Here is an 18,958-nt window from a genome sequence, read left to right as displayed (position 1 = left end):
AATAACATTTAACATAAAACAAAATCACATGAAAATTAAATTCATTATTGCCTTCGTCCTAATTGTTTCATCACTAACAGTAAAAGCGCAATTAGAAAGAAGTAAACAATTATTCAGCGCGCCAAATCTAAAGGAAGCGATATCAACTCACAAAAAGGTTGCTATTTTACCTTTGAATGTAACTATTGGATACAAGAGATTACCAAAAGGTTTTGATGCAGAAGGTAATAAATTGGAAGAAGCTAAAATGGGAATAAATATGCAGCAAGGAATGTATACTTATTTACTTAGAGTGAGTTCAGATTTTACAGTAAGTTTTCAAGATGTTGAAAGAACCAATGCTTTATTAAAAAAAGCAGGAGTGTTTGATAAAATGGACGAGCAACTAGTTGATGATTTATGTAAAATATTGGAAGTTGATGCTGTAATAAAATCTTCATATGCGTACGAAAAGACAGGTAGTGAAGCTGGTGCTATTGCAAAGGCATTAGTTCTAGGTTATGGAGGTTCAACAGCAAGTGGAGATTTAGTATTGCAAATTTATGATGGAAAAGATGGTAATTTATTATGGCGCTTCTACAAACAAATGAATGAGGGTTCATTCCAATCTGGAAGTGAATTGATGGTTCGAATGATGAAAAAGGTGGCTAGAAATCTTCCATACTCGAAAGAATAGAACTGTTGTAATAGGCTGAACCCAATGAGAAATTTCATTTTTACATTTACCATTTTGTTGATTTCATTTTCATCATTTTCACAAACAAAAGTTGAAACAGAATCTTGGATAAGGACAAAATTCAATAAATGGAAAGTTCCAATTAATAAAACATACTATTCAAAAGAAGGATTTATCGTTACTGCTTACTCTGAAGTTCCTATTAGTTTAACTCTTACCAATTGCACCTTGGTATTAAAAACTAGAAAACATACATATCTTTCTACAGCACCAGAAAACTTAACATATTTTTTAAATATTGGTAATATTGAACAAGTAAAGTGGATTTATAATGATAACACTAATTATTTAGTAGTGCAAGCAATCAAAGGCTCAGTAAGACTCAATGAAATATCGAATGGCAATACAAATGTATCATATTTAAATGGATTTAATATGGCATTTAATATAGATGGAGAAGATAATTTTGAGGAAAGGATGCTCAAAGCAGTAAATCATCTAAGAAGTTTTTGCCCTAAACCAATTAAAAACAGAGAAGCATTTTAATTTTAACTATCAAAAATTATGCAAAAAGTACCTTTAATAATTGTATTCGTTTTTTTCTTTTTATGCAATAGTGCAAAAGCTCAAAAATTTTATTTGGGAAACTACCTAACACCAACTGAAAATGAATTCCAACTTCTTGGTATATCCTCAAAGTCAAATGTTTATCGATATAAATACAAAAAAGAAATATATGATAACTTTTACAACAGGAAAATTGGTGAAATAATAGTAGGTATAAAAAATGGATATATAGTCCAGACTATTTATTACCTCATCCCTAAGTCTACTGATGTTGGAGTTCCACAGGATATTATTGATCTAATTCAATCAAATATTCCCTATAAGTTAGGTTATAATAATGGTGTATATGGAATGAATATAGACAATGAGTCAATTTCAATTGCTAGACTAAATAATTCTATAACTTTTAATAAGGATAGGATTATGATTAATAATTCAGTCAAACAGAGCATTTTGGAGAAAACTGGTAATTAATTGTTATAATAGTACATTTTTTAATACTTTAAGTTAATGGATAATCAAATTTTCGATAAAAAGGTAAAACGTAAGGAATTAGATAATAAGATAAAGTTGATGTTTCTTATTGGAATAATTGGAATAATCGGATTTTTCGCATACCAACGATTTAGTCTTACTGAAAATGTCGCTAGAGAAACAGCAAATAGATTTTTCCATATGATGACAAACAAGAATCCTGATTATAATGCCATTAAAAAATTATACCCCAACCTAAATTGGACAAGGGTAGTTTTTAATAAATTATGTACAATTGACAATGTATCAAGAAACTCAGATGGTGATTATGAAATATATGCAACTTATTCTCCAGGCAAAATTGTCAACTATCCAGTCTCTTTGGTAATCGGTAGAGAAAATAATGAAATAGTAATTAAATCATCCCGAGGTATAAGCTATGCATATTACGATCGAGTTCTTGAATATGGTAAAAAAAAGGGCTGTTTTACTGGAGAGGAAAATGATTTTCAATTAGAGGAGCTGATAAATGAAAAAAATATTAGAAATGAACTTGAAATTAGTGCTAGTTTAAGAGCGCAACAATTACAAAATAATTTAAAAATCAGCGATAATTTAAAAGCTGATTGGGGATATATTACAGGAGATGTAACTATTACTAATGACAATAATTTTGATTTTGGATATTTCGATATAAACTGCAGTGTAGAGTTTTATGATTCTTCAAATAGAATTACATCATCAGATAAAGTTATGATTAGTAGATTAAATGCTTATAGTTCTAACACAGGAATGGTTTCAAATTCTTTGAACAATTCGAAGAAATATAAAGTTCTAGTAAGTTTAAACATAACTGAAGACTTAAAAAATAGAGTAAAAGATCTAATAATAAATGAAGTAAGATATGGTTGTGATTAACTCAACTTTAATTACTAAACTTATTTATCTAAAAACAAACCGCTGGTGTTCTTATATTTATAAGTTGTCTTTTAAATTAAGGATTAAAACTCATGTATAATTCAATTATTTTCTATTGTAAAATCATTATATGAATTTTATTTCAAAAAATTAGAGCTAGTTATTGATAAAATGAATTAATACAAATATGAAATAATTTATAAAGCTCATAACATTCTTATTCTTTGAAATCATATTTAAAATAAAATGAAGAAAATTTCAATATTTATAATCTTATTTGAGTTATTCATCAACATCAACCAGGCTAACTCTCAAAGTTCAATCTTACCTAATACGAAATTTGAAACAGTCGAAAAAATACGACTTGGATTGACAAAAGAAAAGTTTATAAACGAATTAAAGTTTTTAAAAATTCAAAATAAAATTTTTTCATCAAATATTTTTTCTCAAAAATTTTGGCTAGAAAAAAATAAAGAAGAAAACAATTTTATTAATTTCTTTTACACCCAAATATTTAACTTCGATGAATATCAAGTATCAAAAAATCTTATAGAGCATCCTGCTTTAATTCACACAGAATCTGTAGATAATAAAACAATTTCATCCATAGTTTTACTCCTTGGCCATACAGGGAAGGTTATAGATTACACAAAAAAAGATTCATTAGAAGGTAAAAAAATTGAATATTTTAAACAAGATATTGACCAAACCCTATTTTTCAAAATCATTGATTTATACGATCTTAAATATGGACAACCAGAATTAATTCAAGATTCAACTTCTGAATTTAAATATTATAGGTTATTCAAAAAACATGTCATTACTGAAAAGGCAGAGTCTTACAAGAATTACATTTTAAGGTGGGAAACGGATTTTTTTAATATAGAGATTTTTCCTGGCTTTAATACTAATGCATTTTATGTTCCTAATGAATATTATAGTGCATCGACTAATTGGGTCTCAAGTAATTTGAGTGATGATCCCCTTCAAGAAAATCAGAAGCCTTGCTTTACTTTTCCATATGTGAGGTATGAATTGAATCAGAAAGCTTTAAAGCTACTTGGAATTGACAAATTGCGAATTTAGCTTTCTTATAAAATTTATATTTACTTAATAGACTAATTTTTAGCAATAATGTGTTTAATAATAGTTTTTAAATTGTAGACAAACAATATTATGAATCAGCTATAAATATCAAAATCTAAAAGGTTCCTACTAGGTAAATATCCACAACATCCTTTCAATTTAAAATCTAATAAATATGAAAAAAACCTACTTTGAACTATTGATCTTGCTTACTCTATCGATTACGGCAAACTCCCAAATATTAAAAGAAGAATGGGTTGTTAGTAACAACCAGGGATGCAAAGTACTTGATCCTTATTTTAGTGAAGGCGTTACCATGGACTGGGAAGGTTCTTGTGTAAATGGTAATGCTACTGGTTTGGGAAAACTAACGAAATTCATAGATGGGGAATACGACTCAACCTACGAAGGGGAATATAAAAATGGGGTAAGAGAAGGTCTAGGTAAACTTACACATGCAGATGGGTCTACAAGAACTGGGAAATTTGTAAATGGCCAAATGACGGGAGAGGGTGTGATGATTTATGAAGATAGCTCAAAATATGTTGGCAATTTTGTAAACTACAACAAACATGGCTTCGGTACATTTGATTTTCCAGATGGGGATCAATACATAGGTTTTTTCGTCTCAGATGAATTGTACAATGGGAAGATCATCTCTCCAGATGGGACAGTAACCTACTACCATAAAAAAAGAGAAGTAGATGAAATATTTGAAAAAAAGAGTAATTACCGTCCTGAAATAGGGGTTGAATTAATTGAATACTTTGATAAATATTTTAATAGGTGCACTAAAGAAAATCAAGTTTATTATCGGTATATTGTCTATAGGGCAGACAATATACCGATTGATACTGTAAAAACATATTATAAGAATGGTCAGCTTTACGCCAAAGTTTTTGCGGTGTATCAGGATTATGATGATGAGGGAAAAAGTTTTTACGAAGGTGATGCAATCTTCTATTATGAAGACGGAAAAATAAAACAAAGATTGCATTTAGTTAATAATAAAGTGTCTGGGATAGATACAAGCTATTATCCAAATGGTCAGATGGCTGAGCAGTCAATTTACTTAGGTGGTTTAAGGAACGGTACTTGCAAGGAGTGGTATGAAAATGGGAAACTTAAATCAATTGCTATTTATCAAGATGGCTACATACTTCCAGATATGTATGTGGAGTATGATGAAAATGGCGTAATAAAGTAGCAGAAAAATCAATGACGTTAAAACAAACTTTGGGATTGGTAAGCTAGTAATTTTTTTAAGAATTTAATTTGAATTTCATTAAAACTGCAATATTTAACATTATATTTAATTACCCTATGATCGATTACATTCTTTTTGCTTTCCTTATTTTACTATTCCTTGGCCTACCAATCTACCTCTGGTTTAAGTGGATTAAGGCGGCAATTGTAAATAAGAATATTTGGAGCAAAATAGCCTCAATATTAAGTTTCCTATTTTTTATTTTGGCTATAGTTGTCATGTGGTTTGGACCTAAAAAACCAGTTGGACGAAATAGCATCATATTTTCCGATTCAGGAACAATTGTTCTGTTCTTATTCATAATATCATTTTTAATACCTATAACTTATTTTTACTTAAGATGGATTTATCAGGCAGTAAAACTGAGAAAGGTTTCTACGATATTTTTCAGATCAAGTTTTTTACTACTTTTTTTAATCTTTTTCATGTATAAATCACTTAGTTCAGAAATTGAATCTAGAAATGTTATTGGTAAAGATTTAGGTGTTGATATACCTTATTGGGGGACATCATTTAACAGTTTTGATAACACTGTTACTATATTTAGTAATGAAGGTAAAATTAATGCAAGTCTAGAGTTTAGCGACAAATCTGCTAACATTTTAACTGATCAAATAGTCCATAGCAAATATTTCAGTCAAAAGCAGCTTGAACTATATTACACCGACGGTAATAACTGGCCTGAACAAGATTCTATTAAATACTGGACGGTACGAAACTATTTGAAAAAAAAGAAAATCACTGGCCTATGGTTATATAACAGTAAAAAAGCTGTTTACGATTTTTATGAGCCCAGTTTGAGTGATATTCCAAACGCTGCCCTTATGTTTGATAAAGATTATATGATTTCAGCAGAATTCAATCCCAAAACCAAAATATTAACCTATAAAAGATTCCAGTATTAAATATGATTAAAGGAAACATTATACAAATTGGTAGTTTCATTTTAATGATTTTTACCTTAACAACCTGCCGTTTCAAAGAAAGTTCTCTCGAAGAACAGCAATCAATAGCCAGTGCGAGAACGGTCAACTATAATGAAACATGTGAATGGGGTACTGAAGAGGCAATTAAGGACTTTAAAGCAGGTAAACTCATGCTATTTAGGTATGGACTTGAGGTGGAAGATGCCTCACCATACTGGGAAGCACTTGAAAAGGATTATAGGATTTATGTGAAGTCAAGAGAAGGCTGTGTGGTATTGCCTTCTTTTACTTGTTATAATGATTATATGATTGCAAAGATTAAGGAGAAATATGGGGCGCAGTTCTTAGAAAACTTCAGTAAAAAGTTTAATTAGTAGGATATTACAAATCTTAATAAGTAAGAGAATTAAAATCATGAATGTCTTTTACTGAAAATCGATTATTTTGATCTCAGAATATATAAATTAAAATTTAATCCAATGCTCCACGGCATTGGATTTTTTATTTAACAACCATGACAACCGAAACATTATCAGAAATACAAGTGAGCTATAAACCAGGTTTAAGGAGCTCCAAATTAATTAACAGTTCTCAGGATGCATTCGACATTCTAGGTGAATTATTTCCTGAAGAAACAATATGCCTACAAGAGCAATTCGTAGTGCTTTATGTAAATAGAGCAAATAAAGTGATAGGCTCATATCAGCTCTCCAAAGGTGGCCTTACAGGCACTGTTGCAGACGTGAGATTAATATTGTCAGTAGCACTAAAAACGCTAGCCTCAGGGCTTATTTTAGCTCATAATCACCCATCAGGAAACTTGAAACCATCAGAAGCTGATATTGGATTAACAAAGAGAATCAAACAATCTGCAAAGTTGATGGATATTGAGTTATTAGATCATATCATTATCTCTAATGAAGGATATTATAGCTTTATAGATGAGGGAATTTTGTAAATTTTTAAAATCAATTATTCATTATTTAACCAGGTCATGGTTTGCAAATATTTTGCACACAAACTAAAAAAGTACTTCTAAACATTCAAAAACATTGATTATTACCTGCCTTACAAGCAGGGGGTCACTGGTTCGAACCCAGTATCTCCCACGGAAGAAAGCCCTTCAGATTAATTTCTGAGGGGTTTTGTGTTTTCAAGAATTTTTTGGATGGTGCTGAAAATTCACCTCTGTCCGTAGAGTTCAGCGCAGCGTCTCTACGGATTATCAAGAGTCTTCAGACTCGACCTCATATAAATTCTTCAGGATTAATCAAGCAAAAATTTACGCCTCTGCGAGAGTATTGTCTTTACAAAGAATCAATCTTTATTTCTTTTTATAAATCTTAAATTTCTCTGCGAAAGTCCGCGCCATCTGTGGGAAACAAAAGATAGCTCCCGCAGATTTAGCAGATTAGGGCAGATAAGCATTTATTGGCCTTAAAGCATGAATTGTAAGAAATAATATACCAAATACTTCCCGCATTTCCAAATCAAAACACTGAATACGCTTTCCTTAATCTTTAAATTGTAGTTCAGAGGAGTCTGGAGAACCTCTTCATTTGCCAATCTGTAGAGACCGTTTCGCTGAAACTGTAAAACAGCCTTTCCGATGTGATAGAAAATCAATTTTGATAATCAATGGAAACTCTCCAGACAGACTCGGCATAAATTATGCATAGGGTGCTCAATCAATGGATTTCGTATGATATAAGTCACGCAATAATTATGTGATTATATGTGATTACATATTAACTCACACGATTCACACGAATTATTTTGAACACGGTTTTCAATAGTTTTACTTTTGGTTAATTATTAATTACAAACTAATTTTAAACATCATTATGAAAACTTTACTTAAATCATCAATTGTATTAATTGTTTTTTCTCTCTCAATTATTTTATTCAACATTAGCTGTGAGAAAAAGGCAGAAGCGCAACCCAATACTACTGTTACAACTGCGCAAAATGTAGGATTAGTCTTTTTTAGGAAAGATGGAGGTAAGGACAACGAATTTTGGAAGGCCAATTATGACGGTACTAATCAAGTTAAAGTAACAATTGCATCTTTCCCTGCAGGCATGGAACTTGATATTCAATCTTTCAGAGTATCACCAGATGGTAAAAAAGCATTTTTTGTTTTATATAGCTCAAGTGGGAATAGTCCGTCAAGTATGTATAGCTGCGATATCGATGGATCAGGGATTAAAAAAATCGTAGATCAAATTGATGAGATTTATCAAGCTATTTAATCTCCGATAAATTCGTTTTATACTAAATGCTTCATTTGTAATGTCTAATAGGAGTATTTAGCTTTTCCCAACAGGGATGTAGGTGGTGCGGTGTACATCATTGAGCATAAGACAATTCCCTAACTTTAATCAACCCAGTGTTTAATTGCACTGGGTTTTTTGTTTAAAAATGCAAAGCCTACAGGTTTATAAAATTAAATAAAAAACGTGATCTGGCGTGTTTTTTTGCGCCTCCCTACTGTCCGGAGAGTTCAGCGCAGCGGTCTTTACGGATCAGCAAATATTGAGAATCTTCAGACGCGATCTTATATAAATTCTTCAGGATTAATCAAGCAAAAATTTGCGCCTCTGCGCCTTTGCGAGAGTATTGTCTTTACAAAGAATCAATCTTTATTTCATTCTAAAAATCTTAAATCACTCTGCGAAAATCCGCGCCATCTGCGGGAAACAAAAAATAGCTCCCGCAGATTTAGCAGATCAGCGCAGAGGGTTATTCAGGGTTTTATGCCTTAAAGAATATACAAAAAATATCCCACAATTACAAATTAACAATTCCTCAAGCTCCCTCTCCATCAATTCATTCCAATTCTAATCTCCTTCTAATCTATTTTTAATTCTTTCGTAATTTTAAAATTTATCTTTGTAAGTACTGTTAAACTACTTTTTATATCTACGTTACAATTATAGCACCAGCATGAGCTTAGACAAAAAGATTCTGATTGTAGAAGATGAATTGAAAGTGGCAACATTTATAAGTAAGGGATTACATACCCAAAATTTATCAAATGATATTGCAGGTAGTGGCACTGAGGCTATTAGTTTATTTAATACGAATAACTATGATCTAGTTATCCTAGATATTGGTTTGCCTGACATGAGCGGACTAAATGTTTGTGAGTATATCCGAAAGGATAATCAAACAATACCCATTTTAATGTTAACAGCAATGGGTAATTTAAGCGATAAATTATCGGGTTTTGAGGCGGGTACCAACGATTACATGATTAAGCCTTTTGATTTTATGGAACTCTTAGTAAGAGTTAATTCATTGCTTCAGTACAGCAAATTGGTATCCAGGCAAAATGAAATTATTCAGATAGCTGATTTGGAGCTCGACCTAAATGAAAAGATTGCCCGTCGTTCGGGAAAAGAAATACAACTTACCGCCAGAGAATTTAACCTTTTAGAGTTTTTAATGCGTAATAAAGGTAAAGTTTTGTCGAAGACAGAACTTGCAGAAAGTGTGTGGGATATAAACTTCGATACACGCACAAACTTTGTAGAGGTTTATATCAATTACATTAGAAATAAGGTCGACAAAGGTTTTCCCGATAAATTAATTCATACTGTGGTAGGAATGGGTTATATGATTAAGCAAAAATGACGATTAGAACTAAAATGACAATACTTTTTTCGGGTATTGTAACCTTATTATCCTTGATTTTTTGTGTAGCAATATACATTTCAACAGAAATTCATCGCCAAGCAGAATATAAAACACGCCTCCGCCAAGAAGCTTTAACTGCTGCTACTATTTTGTTTAATGAGAAAGAGGTTAGTCCCGATCTGCTAAAGTTGCTTACACGTAATCAAATGACGGTTTTAGTCCAGGAAGAAATTGTTTTGTTTGATTCTAACAATCAAATTGTTTATCAAAATAATCCTTCGATTAAACAAATTAATAAAAGCATTATAGATGAGATAAGAGCTAATAAAGAAAAGTTTTGGCATCAAGATAAGACAGAAAAATTTGGTATGGTTTTTAAAAATAAAAACCGGGATTATATCATTGTCGCATCCGCTGTAGATAAATATGGCTTAGAAAAGCAACAAAATTTAGCCTTATTATTGAGTATCGGTAGTTTGTTTATGATTTTTATTAGTGCTGTAGTGGGCATTTTTTTTGCTAAGGGGCTCACCATCCCATTGCAACAAATGATAAAAAAGATCGATAATATTACGGCCTCTAACCTTAATTTAAGACTTCATTTAAATAATGAAAAAGATGAGATTGGACAACTATCAAGGAGATTTAACGAAATGTTAGATAGGTTACAAAAGGCTTTTATGTTGCAACATTCTTTTGTTGCCAATGCTTCACATGAATTGCGAACTCCACTTACTGCTATAACCGGTCAAATACAAGTGTCATTGCTCGCAAATGATAATGAGCATGATTTACGTTTGATGGCTGAGTCGGTTTTAGAAGATGTTAACCAATTGAACAAACTAACTAATAATTTGCTTGATCTTACTAGTATAGATAAAGACGAAATCCATCTAAAATTTTCTCTTTTAAACCTGTTAGATGTGTTATGGCAGTGTAGAGCTGATGTTTTAAAAAGCTATCCAAATGTTCAGATCTTTATTTCTATTGAAGATGGGGAAGAATATATTCCTGAAATTTATGCAAATGAAACGCTTATTTACTCAGCTTTTTTAAATCTTATTGAAAATGGAGCAAAATTTGCCCTAGACGGAATCATTCAAATTAAATTTTCAATTAGCAGTGAACAAATTCTAATTAAATTACAGAATAAAACTAGTGAAATTTCTGAAAGTGAATTAGCTAGTATTTTTGAACCTTTTGTTCGATGTTCTAACTCAAGAAATACAAAGGGTCATGGTGTTGGCTTACCTTTAACCAAGCGAATTGTTGAAATTCATAAAGGGTCTATTAGAGTTTCAATAATCGAAGATCAAACTATTGAATTTTTATTAAAATTTAATGCAGGTTCAATTCCTCCCCAATTTTATTAATTGTTTAATTCTAAGTGCTTTCTAATGTAGTGTTAAGCTTTGTCTAATAGAGTTGTTCTAGTTTTACATCGAAAAAAAAAACTTAAACAACTCAATCATGAAAGCTAAAATATTTTTTCTCGTCGCGGGTTTATCTGTTGCATTAACAAGTTGTACTGTTATTAAGCAAGGTGAAATAGGTGTTAAAAGATCATTCGGAAAAATAAGTGAAAAGCCACTTATGGAGGGTGCTAAAATTTTCAATCCCTTCGTATCCACAATTATCAAGCTTCCTACCAGAACTATTAATATGGAGGTTCGTCTGCCATTACCATCAAAAGAAGGTCTAACGGTTCAGTCTGAGGTTTCAATTTTATACAGGTTGGTAGGCTCTTACGGTCCTTCAATTTTAGAGAACTTAGGTCGCAGTTATGAGCAAGTTGTAATTTTACCAATTTTTAGATCTGCAGTAGCGGATATTTCTTCGCAATATTTCGCTAAGGATATGCATACAGGTCAAAGATCTGTTATTGAAAAAGATATTAAGAATTTAATGGATTCACAGCTTAAAGAAAGAGGTTTCGTGGTAGAATCAGTGCTTTTAAAAAGCATCATACTTCCCCCAGGCTTAACAAAAGCCATTGAGGAAAAGCTTGAGGCTGAGCAAGATGCACAAAGAATGGAGTTTACTCTAAATAAGGAACGTCAAGAAGCAACTCGGAGAATTATTGAGGCTCAAGGTATTAGGGATGCACAGAAAATCATTTCTGAGGGCCTTTCTCCGTTGCTCTTACGTTTTAAAACAATTGAGGCTTTCAATAAACTTTCTACCTCGCCAAATGCCAAAACAATTATCACAAATGGTGATCAACCATTAATGTTTAATGGCGATAAGTTAGATTAAGATATAAGATTATCCGTAGAGATTTTCGGGGATTGTCTCTACGGATAATCCATTGATTATGAGTGCCTACTGTAGAGTCAAGCTCAAAAGATCTACAGGTTAATCAATGATTATTTCTTCATAACCCCCTAATTTCAAAACCACTTTCCGTAGAGCTCAGCCCTGAGCGCTACGGATTATTTATTATAACTGTTACAATAATATAGTAAAAATCTATCGTATTTCCAAATTTGAACGTAGAGAGAGGTCGCGACCTGTTCTCTCCAAATCAATCGACCTGTCCCTAGAGTTTCCATTGATTACAAAAATTGATTTTCTGTCACAACAGAAAGGCTGTTGTATAGTTTCCTTAATAAACCTTAATTCCTTAATGTTTATAATTTATACACGTAGGGACAGGTCGCGACCTGTCCTTTTCAAATTCAATGAAACCATTAAGAAAATAAGAAAAATTATTTTTCAAGGTACCTCTGGTCGGTTTTGTCACCGTATAAGCCCCACACAGTCCGTAGTTTTCCATCGATTATCAAAATTGATTTCCTATTTAACAGAATGGCTGTTGTACAGTTTCACATCGATTACAAAAATTGATTTTCTAAACAACAGAAAGGCTGTTGTACTTTTCAGCGAAGAGGTCTCCTAGGGATTAACAAATATTGAGAGTCTTCAGACTCGATTTTATTTATATTCCTTTATTTTAATTTAACGAAAATTTGCGCCTCTGCGCCTTTGCGAGAGTATTTTTTCACGAAGAACAAATCTTTTTTCTATCGGATAGTGAGAGAATAAAACCTAATCTGGTAAAAAATCATAATTGCTAATTAATTCCCCATTTTTCTTACTTTAGGCTTATATTTTAAAATAAAAAGCAACATTCCTTACATGAAAAAAGTTCTTATTGCCCTTATTTGTTTCTTAGTTTTTGAGAAGAGTTTTGCTCAAAACAAATTCCCAATTATTCCAATACCCACACAAGTTATTCCCCTTAATGGCGAGTTTGTACTGACTAAAAACACCCTCATTCATGATTTCACTAAAAGTGATGCGGTAAATACAGCTCTAATTCCTTTACAGAATAAAATTGTTGAAAGTATCGGAGCGCCATTGAAAAATAGTAATCTAGCTTCATCAAAAAGCAGCATTCAAATTAGGCTTAGCGATCAAATTGTTAATCCCGAGGCTTATGAATTGGAGATTAAACCCGCAAAAATCACCATTAAAGCAAAGACATCAGCAGGAGTTTTTTATGCCGTTCAATCTTTAATTCAGATTATGAGTCCGGCAGCAAAGAATACCCTAAGCATACCAAGTGCCACTATTACAGATTCTCCAAGATTCCCATACAGAGGCATGATGCTCGATGTTTCACGCCATTTTATGCCCCTAGATTTTCTTAAAAAATATATTGATGAGCTTGCGCGATTAAAAATTAATCGTTTCCATTGGCATTTAAGCGATGGACAAGCATTCCGTTTTGAAAGCAAAAAATATCCGCTTTTACACTTTGCCAAATCTTCTAAATGGCCTACTAATGAAGGTTTTTATACACAAGAGGAGATGAAGTCTTTAGTGAAATATGCTCAAGATCGTTCCATTACCATCATTCCTGAAATTGATGTTCCTGGGCATTCAGAAGCACTTTTAGAGGCTTATCCGGAATATGGATGTGTGGATAGTTTGGGAAATTCGTTCAAGCTTCAAGCTGAGATGTGTCCCAATGATAAAACAATCGCCTTCGTGAAAAATATCTTGGATGAGGTGATGGAAGTTTTCCCAAGTAAGGATATTCACATTGGTGGTGATGAAGCGAGTAAGGCCAATTGGAAAAATTGTCCGGTTTGTAAAAAACGCATGAATGACTTAAACTTGACTAATGTAGATGAATTGCAAAGTAAATTTATCTCAAGCTTAGACCAATACATTAAAGATAAAGGTCGTAAAATGATTGGATGGGATGAGATTATGGAGGGAGGTTTAGCGGCAAATGCTACGGTTATGGCTTGGCGTGGTTCAGAACATGGCGCTACAGCAGCAAAAATGAAGCATCAGGTAATCATGTCGCCTACCTCACATTGTTATTTTGATTATTATCAATCAGATAACCCGAATGAACCAAAGGCATTTAATGGTTATATTAATTTAGAGAGAATTTACAGCTTTGAGCCCCTTCCTAACGAGTTAACGGAGGAAGAAAAATCCTATATTTTGGGTGCTCAGGCAAACCTGTGGACTGAACAAGTGGCAACAGGATCACATGCCGAATACATGACTTTTCCGAGAGCCCTTGCTTTAGCAGAAGTAGCTTGGTCGAATCCTAATCAGAAAAGTTTTAGCGAATTTTTAACTAGGCTGCCAGCCTATTTAAGCGGATTAAGCCAGAGAAAAGTGAATTTTGCCAAGCATTTTTATGAGATTAAATCGAGCATCGTTCAAGATGCCGACCGTTCATTAAAAGTGGTTTTAACTGCTAATAACAATAATTTACCTCTTTATTATACTTTGGATGGGACTAGTCCGACAATGAACTCAGCCATATACCAAGGTCCAATTAGTATAAAAAAGGCAAGCGTTCTTAAAGTCGCTTCTGTGATGAACAATGAAATGGTTGATGAAACCATCAATGAATTAACGATTAATAAGGCGAGTGGTCTTCCTGTAACTTTGAGTGAAGCCCCGAGTAAATATTATAATAAAGGGGGTAATCAGGCTCTTACTAATGGTGTTTTGGGTTCATCAAGACGTTTTAATGATAGTGAATGGTTGGGATGGTCGAGAGCAGGTGTTGAAGCTAATCTTGATCTCAATAAATCGGAAATTGTGTCCAATATCACTTTACGTTTCTTTCATCAACCTTCAAGCTGGGTTTGGATGCCCAAGAAAGTCGAAATTTGGGGCTCTATTGATGGAGTAAATTATTCGATTTTGAAGGAAGAACTGATGACTATTCCGAATAAAGAGGGTGCAGCTGATGTATCGATTCAAATTCCACAGCGTGAGATTAGATATTTGAGGGCTAAGGTAGAATCTGGCGGACTTATCCCAGAGAATAATCCGGGTGCTGGCACTCAATCTTGGTTTTTTGTTGATGAGATTTCGGTAAATTAGGATTTATAATTTTTGGAGAGGCCCGCTTGATGAAAGCGGGCTTTTTTTGTTCACCTAATAACATCTTTTTTGTTTCAATTCTCAAATTAACAATATTAAATATTATTTTTGTGTAAAAAATCACATAAACCATAGTTAAAAATGGAAAGGCGACTTCAAAAGGATTTAATAAAATGGAAAAGTAAGGCTAATAGATTGCCTTTAATTATCCAAGGAGCACGACAAGTTGGTAAAACTTATCTTATGAAATGGCTTGGTGAAACTCATTTTAATAAGTATGCTTATTTTAACTTTGATGAGCGTCCTGAATTGAAGGAATTTTTTGAATTAAATAAAGATGTAGATAGAATTACAAGTGCATTGAGTTTGGTAAGTGGTGTTTCTATTAAATCAGATACACTTATAATTTTTGATGAGATTCAAGAATGTCCAGAGGCACTCAATGCATTAAAATATTTCGCAGAAAAGAAACCCGAATTAGCAATTATATGTGCAGGCTCTCTACTTGGTATATTGTTGCATTCTGGTTATTCATTTCCAGTTGGCAAGGTTGAATTCCTGACTTTATATCCCATGACGTTTAAAGAGGTTTTACCTTACTGGGACAAGAAAGCGGCTTTATATATGGATCAAATATCATCTTTTGATCCTCTGCCTGAATTGTTTTATAATGATTTATTAGATTATTTTAAAAAATACCTAATTTCTGGCGGCTTACCTGCAATTGTTAATACAGTTGCTCAGGATAGTAGTTTTGGCTCATGTGAAAATGGACTAGAAAATTTAATTTTATCTTACAAGGGAGATTTTGGTAAACATCCTATTATGAGTGATGTAGCTAAAATTGGCTTGGTGTTTGATTCATTGCCTAGCCAACTAGCGCGAGAAAACAAAAAGTTTGTTTTTCAATTAGTTCGTACTGGCGCTAGAGCAAGAGAATATGAAGATGCTATACAATGGTTAATTAATGCTGGGTTAGTCCATCGAATTGAATTAATTTCGAAACCAAATCTTCCACTTTCAGCATATCAAGATCATAGTACTTTTAAACTTTATGCTTTTGATGTCGGAATTTTAAGAAGAATGTCACGGCTCTCACCCCAAGTTTATGGTGAGGGGAATCGGCTTTTTACTGAATTTAAGGGAGCGATTACCGAAAACTATGTTTTACAAAGTTTACTAACACAATTGGATTATAAGCCTGCTTATTGGGTTTCAGGTAATACAGCAGAAGTTGATTTTATAATTCAAGTTGAAAATCACATAATCCCAATTGAAGTAAAAAGCGATGAGAATGTTAAAAGTAGAAGCCTTACGCTTTATCAACAAAAATTTAACCCCCTTCTACGTATCCGTTATTCATTAAAGAATCTCAGCTACCGCGATGGATTGTTGAATATCCCTCATTTTCTTGCTGATTATACTCTTGAGTTCGTTAAACTTACTATGATATAATTGAATTTTTTAACATTTAATTTTTAATAAAGTCCTAAATATTCCTAATTCACCGATATCAAATCCTTATCTTAGCTAAAAAAACATAAATTATGTCGAAGACAAAATTAACCATCAACAATAACGGTTCGGTGAAGATAGAAGGCGATTTTGAGATCGTAGATAGAAATGGCGATGCTTATGGATTGCAGGGTAGAACGATAGTTTCTATTTGTCGCTGTGGCTTATCCAAAAACAAACCTTTTTGCGACGGTGCTCATAATGGGCATTTTGAGCATGAAGCCATTGCTTTTGATCTTCCTCCAAAAAAGGTTTAATTCCTTATTTTCAAATTAGCCCCATTAGTCTGGGGCTTTTTTCGTTTTAATTGGAACATTTTGAACATTTAATTGTTTCTCCTTTATAAAAATGAAGGAATATGAAAACAATTAAAATTGTATCACTAATGCTACTCCTAGTAATATTGGGGCAGGCTTGTGTTAGCAAAAAGAAGTACAATACCCTACAATCTAATTATGACAGTCTGAATGTAAATACCGAATCTATCATTGAGAAATTTCGGATTAGTCAGCAGCGACTAAATCTATCCGATGAACGTGTAAAAAGTCTGGAAGAGCAACTCGCATCCGAAAAATCGAATCTTTTACAACTTCAAAAAGCTCTTGATAAATGCTTAACATCTACAGGTCAGGGGAATGTGAATATTTCCAAACTGGTTGATGAGATAAATGCCTCAAATAAATACATCAAGCAATTGGTTGATTCAAAGAATAAGAGCGATTCGCTTAACTTGCTATTAACCAATAATTTAACTAGATCTTTAAGTCGCGAAGAATTGAAAGATGTGGATGTACAAGTCCTAAAAGGTGTGGTTTATATCTCCCTATCCGACAATATGTTATACCGTTCGGGAAGTTATATGATTTCGGAAACTGCAGGAGACGTGCTCGGTAAAATTGCTAAAATTATTAAAGATTATAAAGGCTATGATGTGCTGATTGAGGGGAATACGGATAATGTGCCTATCAATATGGTAAATATACGAAATAATTGGGACTTAAGCGCATTGAGAGGCTCTTCTGTGGTGCAGGCGCTTCAAAATCAATATGGTGTAGATCCCAAGCGACTTACTGTTGGTGGGCGTGGGGAGTATAATCCAATTGCTAGCAATGATACCGAAATGGGTAAAGCTAAAAATAGAAGGACTCAAATCATAATCACTCCGAGTTTAGATCAATTTATGGAATTGATTGAAAAGGCTCCAGCTGAATCTTCGAAATAATTCGGATAAATCCCTCTGCTTGTATTTTATCCTGCGGAGGGATTTTTTTGTTTCCTTTAGCATTAAACTCTCATGCTTTTTGGAATGTGGATAATGTAAATTGTTGATTGGCAATAAGATGTATTAATTTTTATTTGCAATTTTATGGCTAATTAACAATTGATTGTATATTCGTTTTATAAAAAGCAATTTAATATGTCTGCAGAAGTTAACATTCCACGCCTAGATTTACATGATTATACCAAGGGTAGTGCTGAACAGAGAAAGCAATTTTCGGATGCTATTGGCAAAGCATTTAATGATACTGGTTTCGTAACCATTGCCAATCATGGCATGACTAGGGAGCTTATGGATGAGCTTTATGCCGAGGTAAAACGCTTTTTTAGTCTCACAGAAGAACAAAAGTTGAAATATGAAGTCCTAGGCCTTGCCGGACAACGCGGCTATACTAGTAAAGGTAGAGAGAAGGCGAAGGACTCAAAAACACCTGATTTAAAGGAGTTTTGGCAAAGCGGACAAGTAGTTACTGATGGGGATGCAATTAAAAGTGAATATCCTGACAATGTGATGGTAGAAGAGTTGCCAGTGTTTAATAGCATTACACGTGAGGTTTATCAGCGCTTAGAGGAGGCTGGTAAGCATTTATTACGTGCCATTGCAGTGTACTTAAATTTACCAGAAAATTATTTCGATGATAAGGTTCATAATGGTAACTCTATTTTAAGGGCCATACATTATTTCCCGATTGTTGATCCAGATAGCCTTCCTGCAGACGCGGTTCGTGCGGGTGCTCATGAAGATATTAACTTAATTACCTTGCTTATTGGTGCTAGTGCCGACGGTTTAGAGGTTTTAACCCGCGATGGCAATTGGTTTGCTGTGAAAGCTAATGCAGAAGATATTGTGGTGAATGTAGGCGACATGTTACAACGTCTCACTAATAATAAATTGAAATCTACAACTCATCGCGTGGTAAATCCACCACGTGAATTAATGAAAAACTCTCGTTATTCGGTGCCATTTTTCTTGCATCCAAAAAGCACTATGGACCTTACCGCACTCGATTCTTGTATTGATGCACAACACCCAAAGGCTTATACTGATATCACTGCCGGAGAGTATCTGGATGAAAGATTGAGAGAGATAGGGTTGAAGATGTAGTTCCTGGTCAAGCCAGGAAGGACAAAAGGGGTCAAGCCAGGAAGGACAAAAGTGGGTCAAGCTCGGTATGACAAAAGGGTAATTGCGATTCGGTCGATCCTCTGGTCGGTGTTGTCACCGTACCAGCACGTCATTCTATTTCATTA

The 18,958-nt window shown here is 33.2% G+C and carries 19 protein-coding genes; 18 read left to right on the top strand and 1 reads right to left on the bottom strand.

All coding sequences use genetic code 11. The annotated features are described in order from the left end of the window. Positions 1–28: 28 nt before the first annotated feature. The 6 genes from QZ136_RS06395 to QZ136_RS06370 all read left to right on the top strand — a co-directional run bounded on the left by QZ136_RS06395 (position 29) and on the right by QZ136_RS06370 (position 4,928). The gene (locus QZ136_RS06395; RefSeq protein ID WP_291401597.1) at positions 29–676 is read left to right on the top strand and encodes a hypothetical protein; all 648 of its coding nucleotides are present in this window, start codon (positions 29–31) and stop codon (positions 674–676) included. Between the two features lie 24 nt (positions 677–700). After that, positions 701–1,222 carry a hypothetical protein gene (locus tag QZ136_RS06390; RefSeq protein ID WP_291401594.1) on the top strand — a complete coding sequence of 174 codons (522 nt, stop codon included), beginning with the start codon at positions 701–703 and terminating at the stop codon, positions 1,220–1,222. A gap of 18 nt (positions 1,223–1,240) precedes the next feature. Further along, positions 1,241–1,717: a hypothetical protein gene (locus QZ136_RS06385; protein WP_291401593.1), complete on the top strand. Its 477-nt coding sequence runs from the start codon at positions 1,241–1,243 to the stop codon at positions 1,715–1,717. Positions 1,718–1,753: 36 nt separating this feature from the next. Further along, positions 1,754–2,635 carry a hypothetical protein gene (locus QZ136_RS06380; RefSeq protein WP_291401590.1) on the top strand — a complete coding sequence of 294 codons (882 nt, stop codon included), beginning with the start codon at positions 1,754–1,756 and terminating at the stop codon, positions 2,633–2,635. Positions 2,636–2,881: 246 nt separating this feature from the next. After that, a complete protein-coding gene (locus QZ136_RS06375) occupies positions 2,882–3,721 on the top strand; it encodes a hypothetical protein (RefSeq protein ID WP_291401589.1) in 840 nt (279 codons plus the stop codon). Between the two features lie 175 nt (positions 3,722–3,896). Further along, positions 3,897–4,928, top strand: a complete 1,032-nt coding sequence (locus QZ136_RS06370; protein WP_291401586.1) for a hypothetical protein — start codon at positions 3,897–3,899, stop codon at positions 4,926–4,928. A gap of 172 nt (positions 4,929–5,100) precedes the next feature. On the opposite strand, the gene QZ136_RS06365 is transcribed toward QZ136_RS06370, so the two are convergent. Continuing rightward, the gene (locus QZ136_RS06365; protein ID WP_291401584.1) at positions 5,101–5,289 is read right to left on the bottom strand and encodes a hypothetical protein; all 189 of its coding nucleotides are present in this window, start codon (positions 5,287–5,289) and stop codon (positions 5,101–5,103) included. Between the two features lie 124 nt (positions 5,290–5,413). Between QZ136_RS06365 and QZ136_RS06360 the strand changes: the two genes are divergently transcribed. The 12 genes from QZ136_RS06360 to QZ136_RS06305 all read left to right on the top strand — a co-directional run bounded on the left by QZ136_RS06360 (position 5,414) and on the right by QZ136_RS06305 (position 18,812). Next, entirely contained in the window at positions 5,414–5,893 is a 480-nt protein-coding gene (locus tag QZ136_RS06360) for a hypothetical protein (RefSeq protein WP_291401582.1), read from the top strand. Positions 5,894–5,895: 2 nt separating this feature from the next. Beyond that, positions 5,896–6,288 (top strand): hypothetical protein, encoded by a 393-nt coding sequence (locus tag QZ136_RS06355; protein WP_291401580.1) that lies wholly within the window; start codon positions 5,896–5,898, stop codon positions 6,286–6,288. A gap of 140 nt (positions 6,289–6,428) precedes the next feature. Next, positions 6,429–6,872, top strand: a complete 444-nt coding sequence (locus tag QZ136_RS06350; protein ID WP_291401578.1) for a JAB domain-containing protein — start codon at positions 6,429–6,431, stop codon at positions 6,870–6,872. Between the two features lie 886 nt (positions 6,873–7,758). Further along, positions 7,759–8,166: a hypothetical protein gene (locus QZ136_RS06345; RefSeq protein ID WP_291401576.1), complete on the top strand. Its 408-nt coding sequence runs from the start codon at positions 7,759–7,761 to the stop codon at positions 8,164–8,166. 694 nt (positions 8,167–8,860) lie between these two features. Next, a complete protein-coding gene (locus QZ136_RS06340) occupies positions 8,861–9,550 on the top strand; it encodes a response regulator transcription factor (RefSeq protein WP_291401574.1) in 690 nt (229 codons plus the stop codon). A gap of 14 nt (positions 9,551–9,564) precedes the next feature. Continuing rightward, a complete protein-coding gene (locus QZ136_RS06335) occupies positions 9,565–10,926 on the top strand; it encodes a HAMP domain-containing sensor histidine kinase (RefSeq protein WP_291401572.1) in 1,362 nt (453 codons plus the stop codon). 97 nt (positions 10,927–11,023) lie between these two features. Beyond that, positions 11,024–11,809, top strand: coding sequence for a prohibitin family protein (locus QZ136_RS06330; protein ID WP_291401570.1), 786 nt, complete (start codon positions 11,024–11,026; stop codon positions 11,807–11,809). Positions 11,810–12,691: 882 nt separating this feature from the next. Then, complete coding sequence (locus tag QZ136_RS06325; protein WP_291401568.1) at positions 12,692–14,914, top strand: family 20 glycosylhydrolase; 2,223 nt, start codon at positions 12,692–12,694, stop codon at positions 14,912–14,914. A gap of 141 nt (positions 14,915–15,055) precedes the next feature. Beyond that, positions 15,056–16,369 (top strand): AAA family ATPase, encoded by a 1,314-nt coding sequence (locus QZ136_RS06320; RefSeq protein ID WP_291401566.1) that lies wholly within the window; start codon positions 15,056–15,058, stop codon positions 16,367–16,369. Between the two features lie 92 nt (positions 16,370–16,461). Then, a complete protein-coding gene (locus tag QZ136_RS06315; protein WP_291401564.1) occupies positions 16,462–16,686 on the top strand; it encodes a CDGSH iron-sulfur domain-containing protein in 225 nt (74 codons plus the stop codon). A 101-nt stretch (positions 16,687–16,787) separates the two neighbouring features. Then, complete coding sequence (locus tag QZ136_RS06310) at positions 16,788–17,651, top strand: OmpA family protein (RefSeq protein WP_291401562.1); 864 nt, start codon at positions 16,788–16,790, stop codon at positions 17,649–17,651. A gap of 195 nt (positions 17,652–17,846) precedes the next feature. Beyond that, the gene (locus QZ136_RS06305) at positions 17,847–18,812 is read left to right on the top strand and encodes a 2-oxoglutarate and iron-dependent oxygenase domain-containing protein (protein WP_291401560.1); all 966 of its coding nucleotides are present in this window, start codon (positions 17,847–17,849) and stop codon (positions 18,810–18,812) included. Positions 18,813–18,958: the final 146 nt, after the last annotated feature.

The sequence above is a fragment of the Daejeonella sp. genome (genome assembly GCF_017495225.1).
Taxonomy (GTDB): Bacteria; Bacteroidota; Bacteroidia; order Sphingobacteriales; family Sphingobacteriaceae; genus Daejeonella.
Note: the sequence above shows the minus strand (reverse complement) of the source record. Positions and strands in the feature narration are given on the sequence as shown.

Coding starts and splice junctions, on each gene's coding strand:
- QZ136_RS06395 (WP_291401597.1), top strand. CDS start 29: ATGAAAATTAAATTCATTATTGCCTTCGTCCTAATTGTTTCATCACTA.
- QZ136_RS06390 (WP_291401594.1), top strand. CDS start 701: ATGAGAAATTTCATTTTTACATTTACCATTTTGTTGATTTCATTTTCA.
- QZ136_RS06385 (WP_291401593.1), top strand. CDS start 1,241: ATGCAAAAAGTACCTTTAATAATTGTATTCGTTTTTTTCTTTTTATGC.
- QZ136_RS06380 (WP_291401590.1), top strand. CDS start 1,754: ATGGATAATCAAATTTTCGATAAAAAGGTAAAACGTAAGGAATTAGAT.
- QZ136_RS06375 (WP_291401589.1), top strand. CDS start 2,882: ATGAAGAAAATTTCAATATTTATAATCTTATTTGAGTTATTCATCAAC.
- QZ136_RS06370 (WP_291401586.1), top strand. CDS start 3,897: ATGAAAAAAACCTACTTTGAACTATTGATCTTGCTTACTCTATCGATT.
- QZ136_RS06365 (WP_291401584.1), bottom strand. CDS start 5,289: ATGAATAAGAACAGAACAATTGTTCCTGAATCGGAAAATATGATGCTA.
- QZ136_RS06360 (WP_291401582.1), top strand. CDS start 5,414: ATGTATAAATCACTTAGTTCAGAAATTGAATCTAGAAATGTTATTGGT.
- QZ136_RS06355 (WP_291401580.1), top strand. CDS start 5,896: ATGATTAAAGGAAACATTATACAAATTGGTAGTTTCATTTTAATGATT.
- QZ136_RS06350 (WP_291401578.1), top strand. CDS start 6,429: ATGACAACCGAAACATTATCAGAAATACAAGTGAGCTATAAACCAGGT.
- QZ136_RS06345 (WP_291401576.1), top strand. CDS start 7,759: ATGAAAACTTTACTTAAATCATCAATTGTATTAATTGTTTTTTCTCTC.
- QZ136_RS06340 (WP_291401574.1), top strand. CDS start 8,861: ATGAGCTTAGACAAAAAGATTCTGATTGTAGAAGATGAATTGAAAGTG.
- QZ136_RS06335 (WP_291401572.1), top strand. CDS start 9,565: ATGACAATACTTTTTTCGGGTATTGTAACCTTATTATCCTTGATTTTT.
- QZ136_RS06330 (WP_291401570.1), top strand. CDS start 11,024: ATGAAAGCTAAAATATTTTTTCTCGTCGCGGGTTTATCTGTTGCATTA.
- QZ136_RS06325 (WP_291401568.1), top strand. CDS start 12,692: ATGAAAAAAGTTCTTATTGCCCTTATTTGTTTCTTAGTTTTTGAGAAG.
- QZ136_RS06320 (WP_291401566.1), top strand. CDS start 15,056: ATGGAAAGGCGACTTCAAAAGGATTTAATAAAATGGAAAAGTAAGGCT.
- QZ136_RS06315 (WP_291401564.1), top strand. CDS start 16,462: ATGTCGAAGACAAAATTAACCATCAACAATAACGGTTCGGTGAAGATA.
- QZ136_RS06310 (WP_291401562.1), top strand. CDS start 16,788: ATGAAAACAATTAAAATTGTATCACTAATGCTACTCCTAGTAATATTG.
- QZ136_RS06305 (WP_291401560.1), top strand. CDS start 17,847: ATGTCTGCAGAAGTTAACATTCCACGCCTAGATTTACATGATTATACC.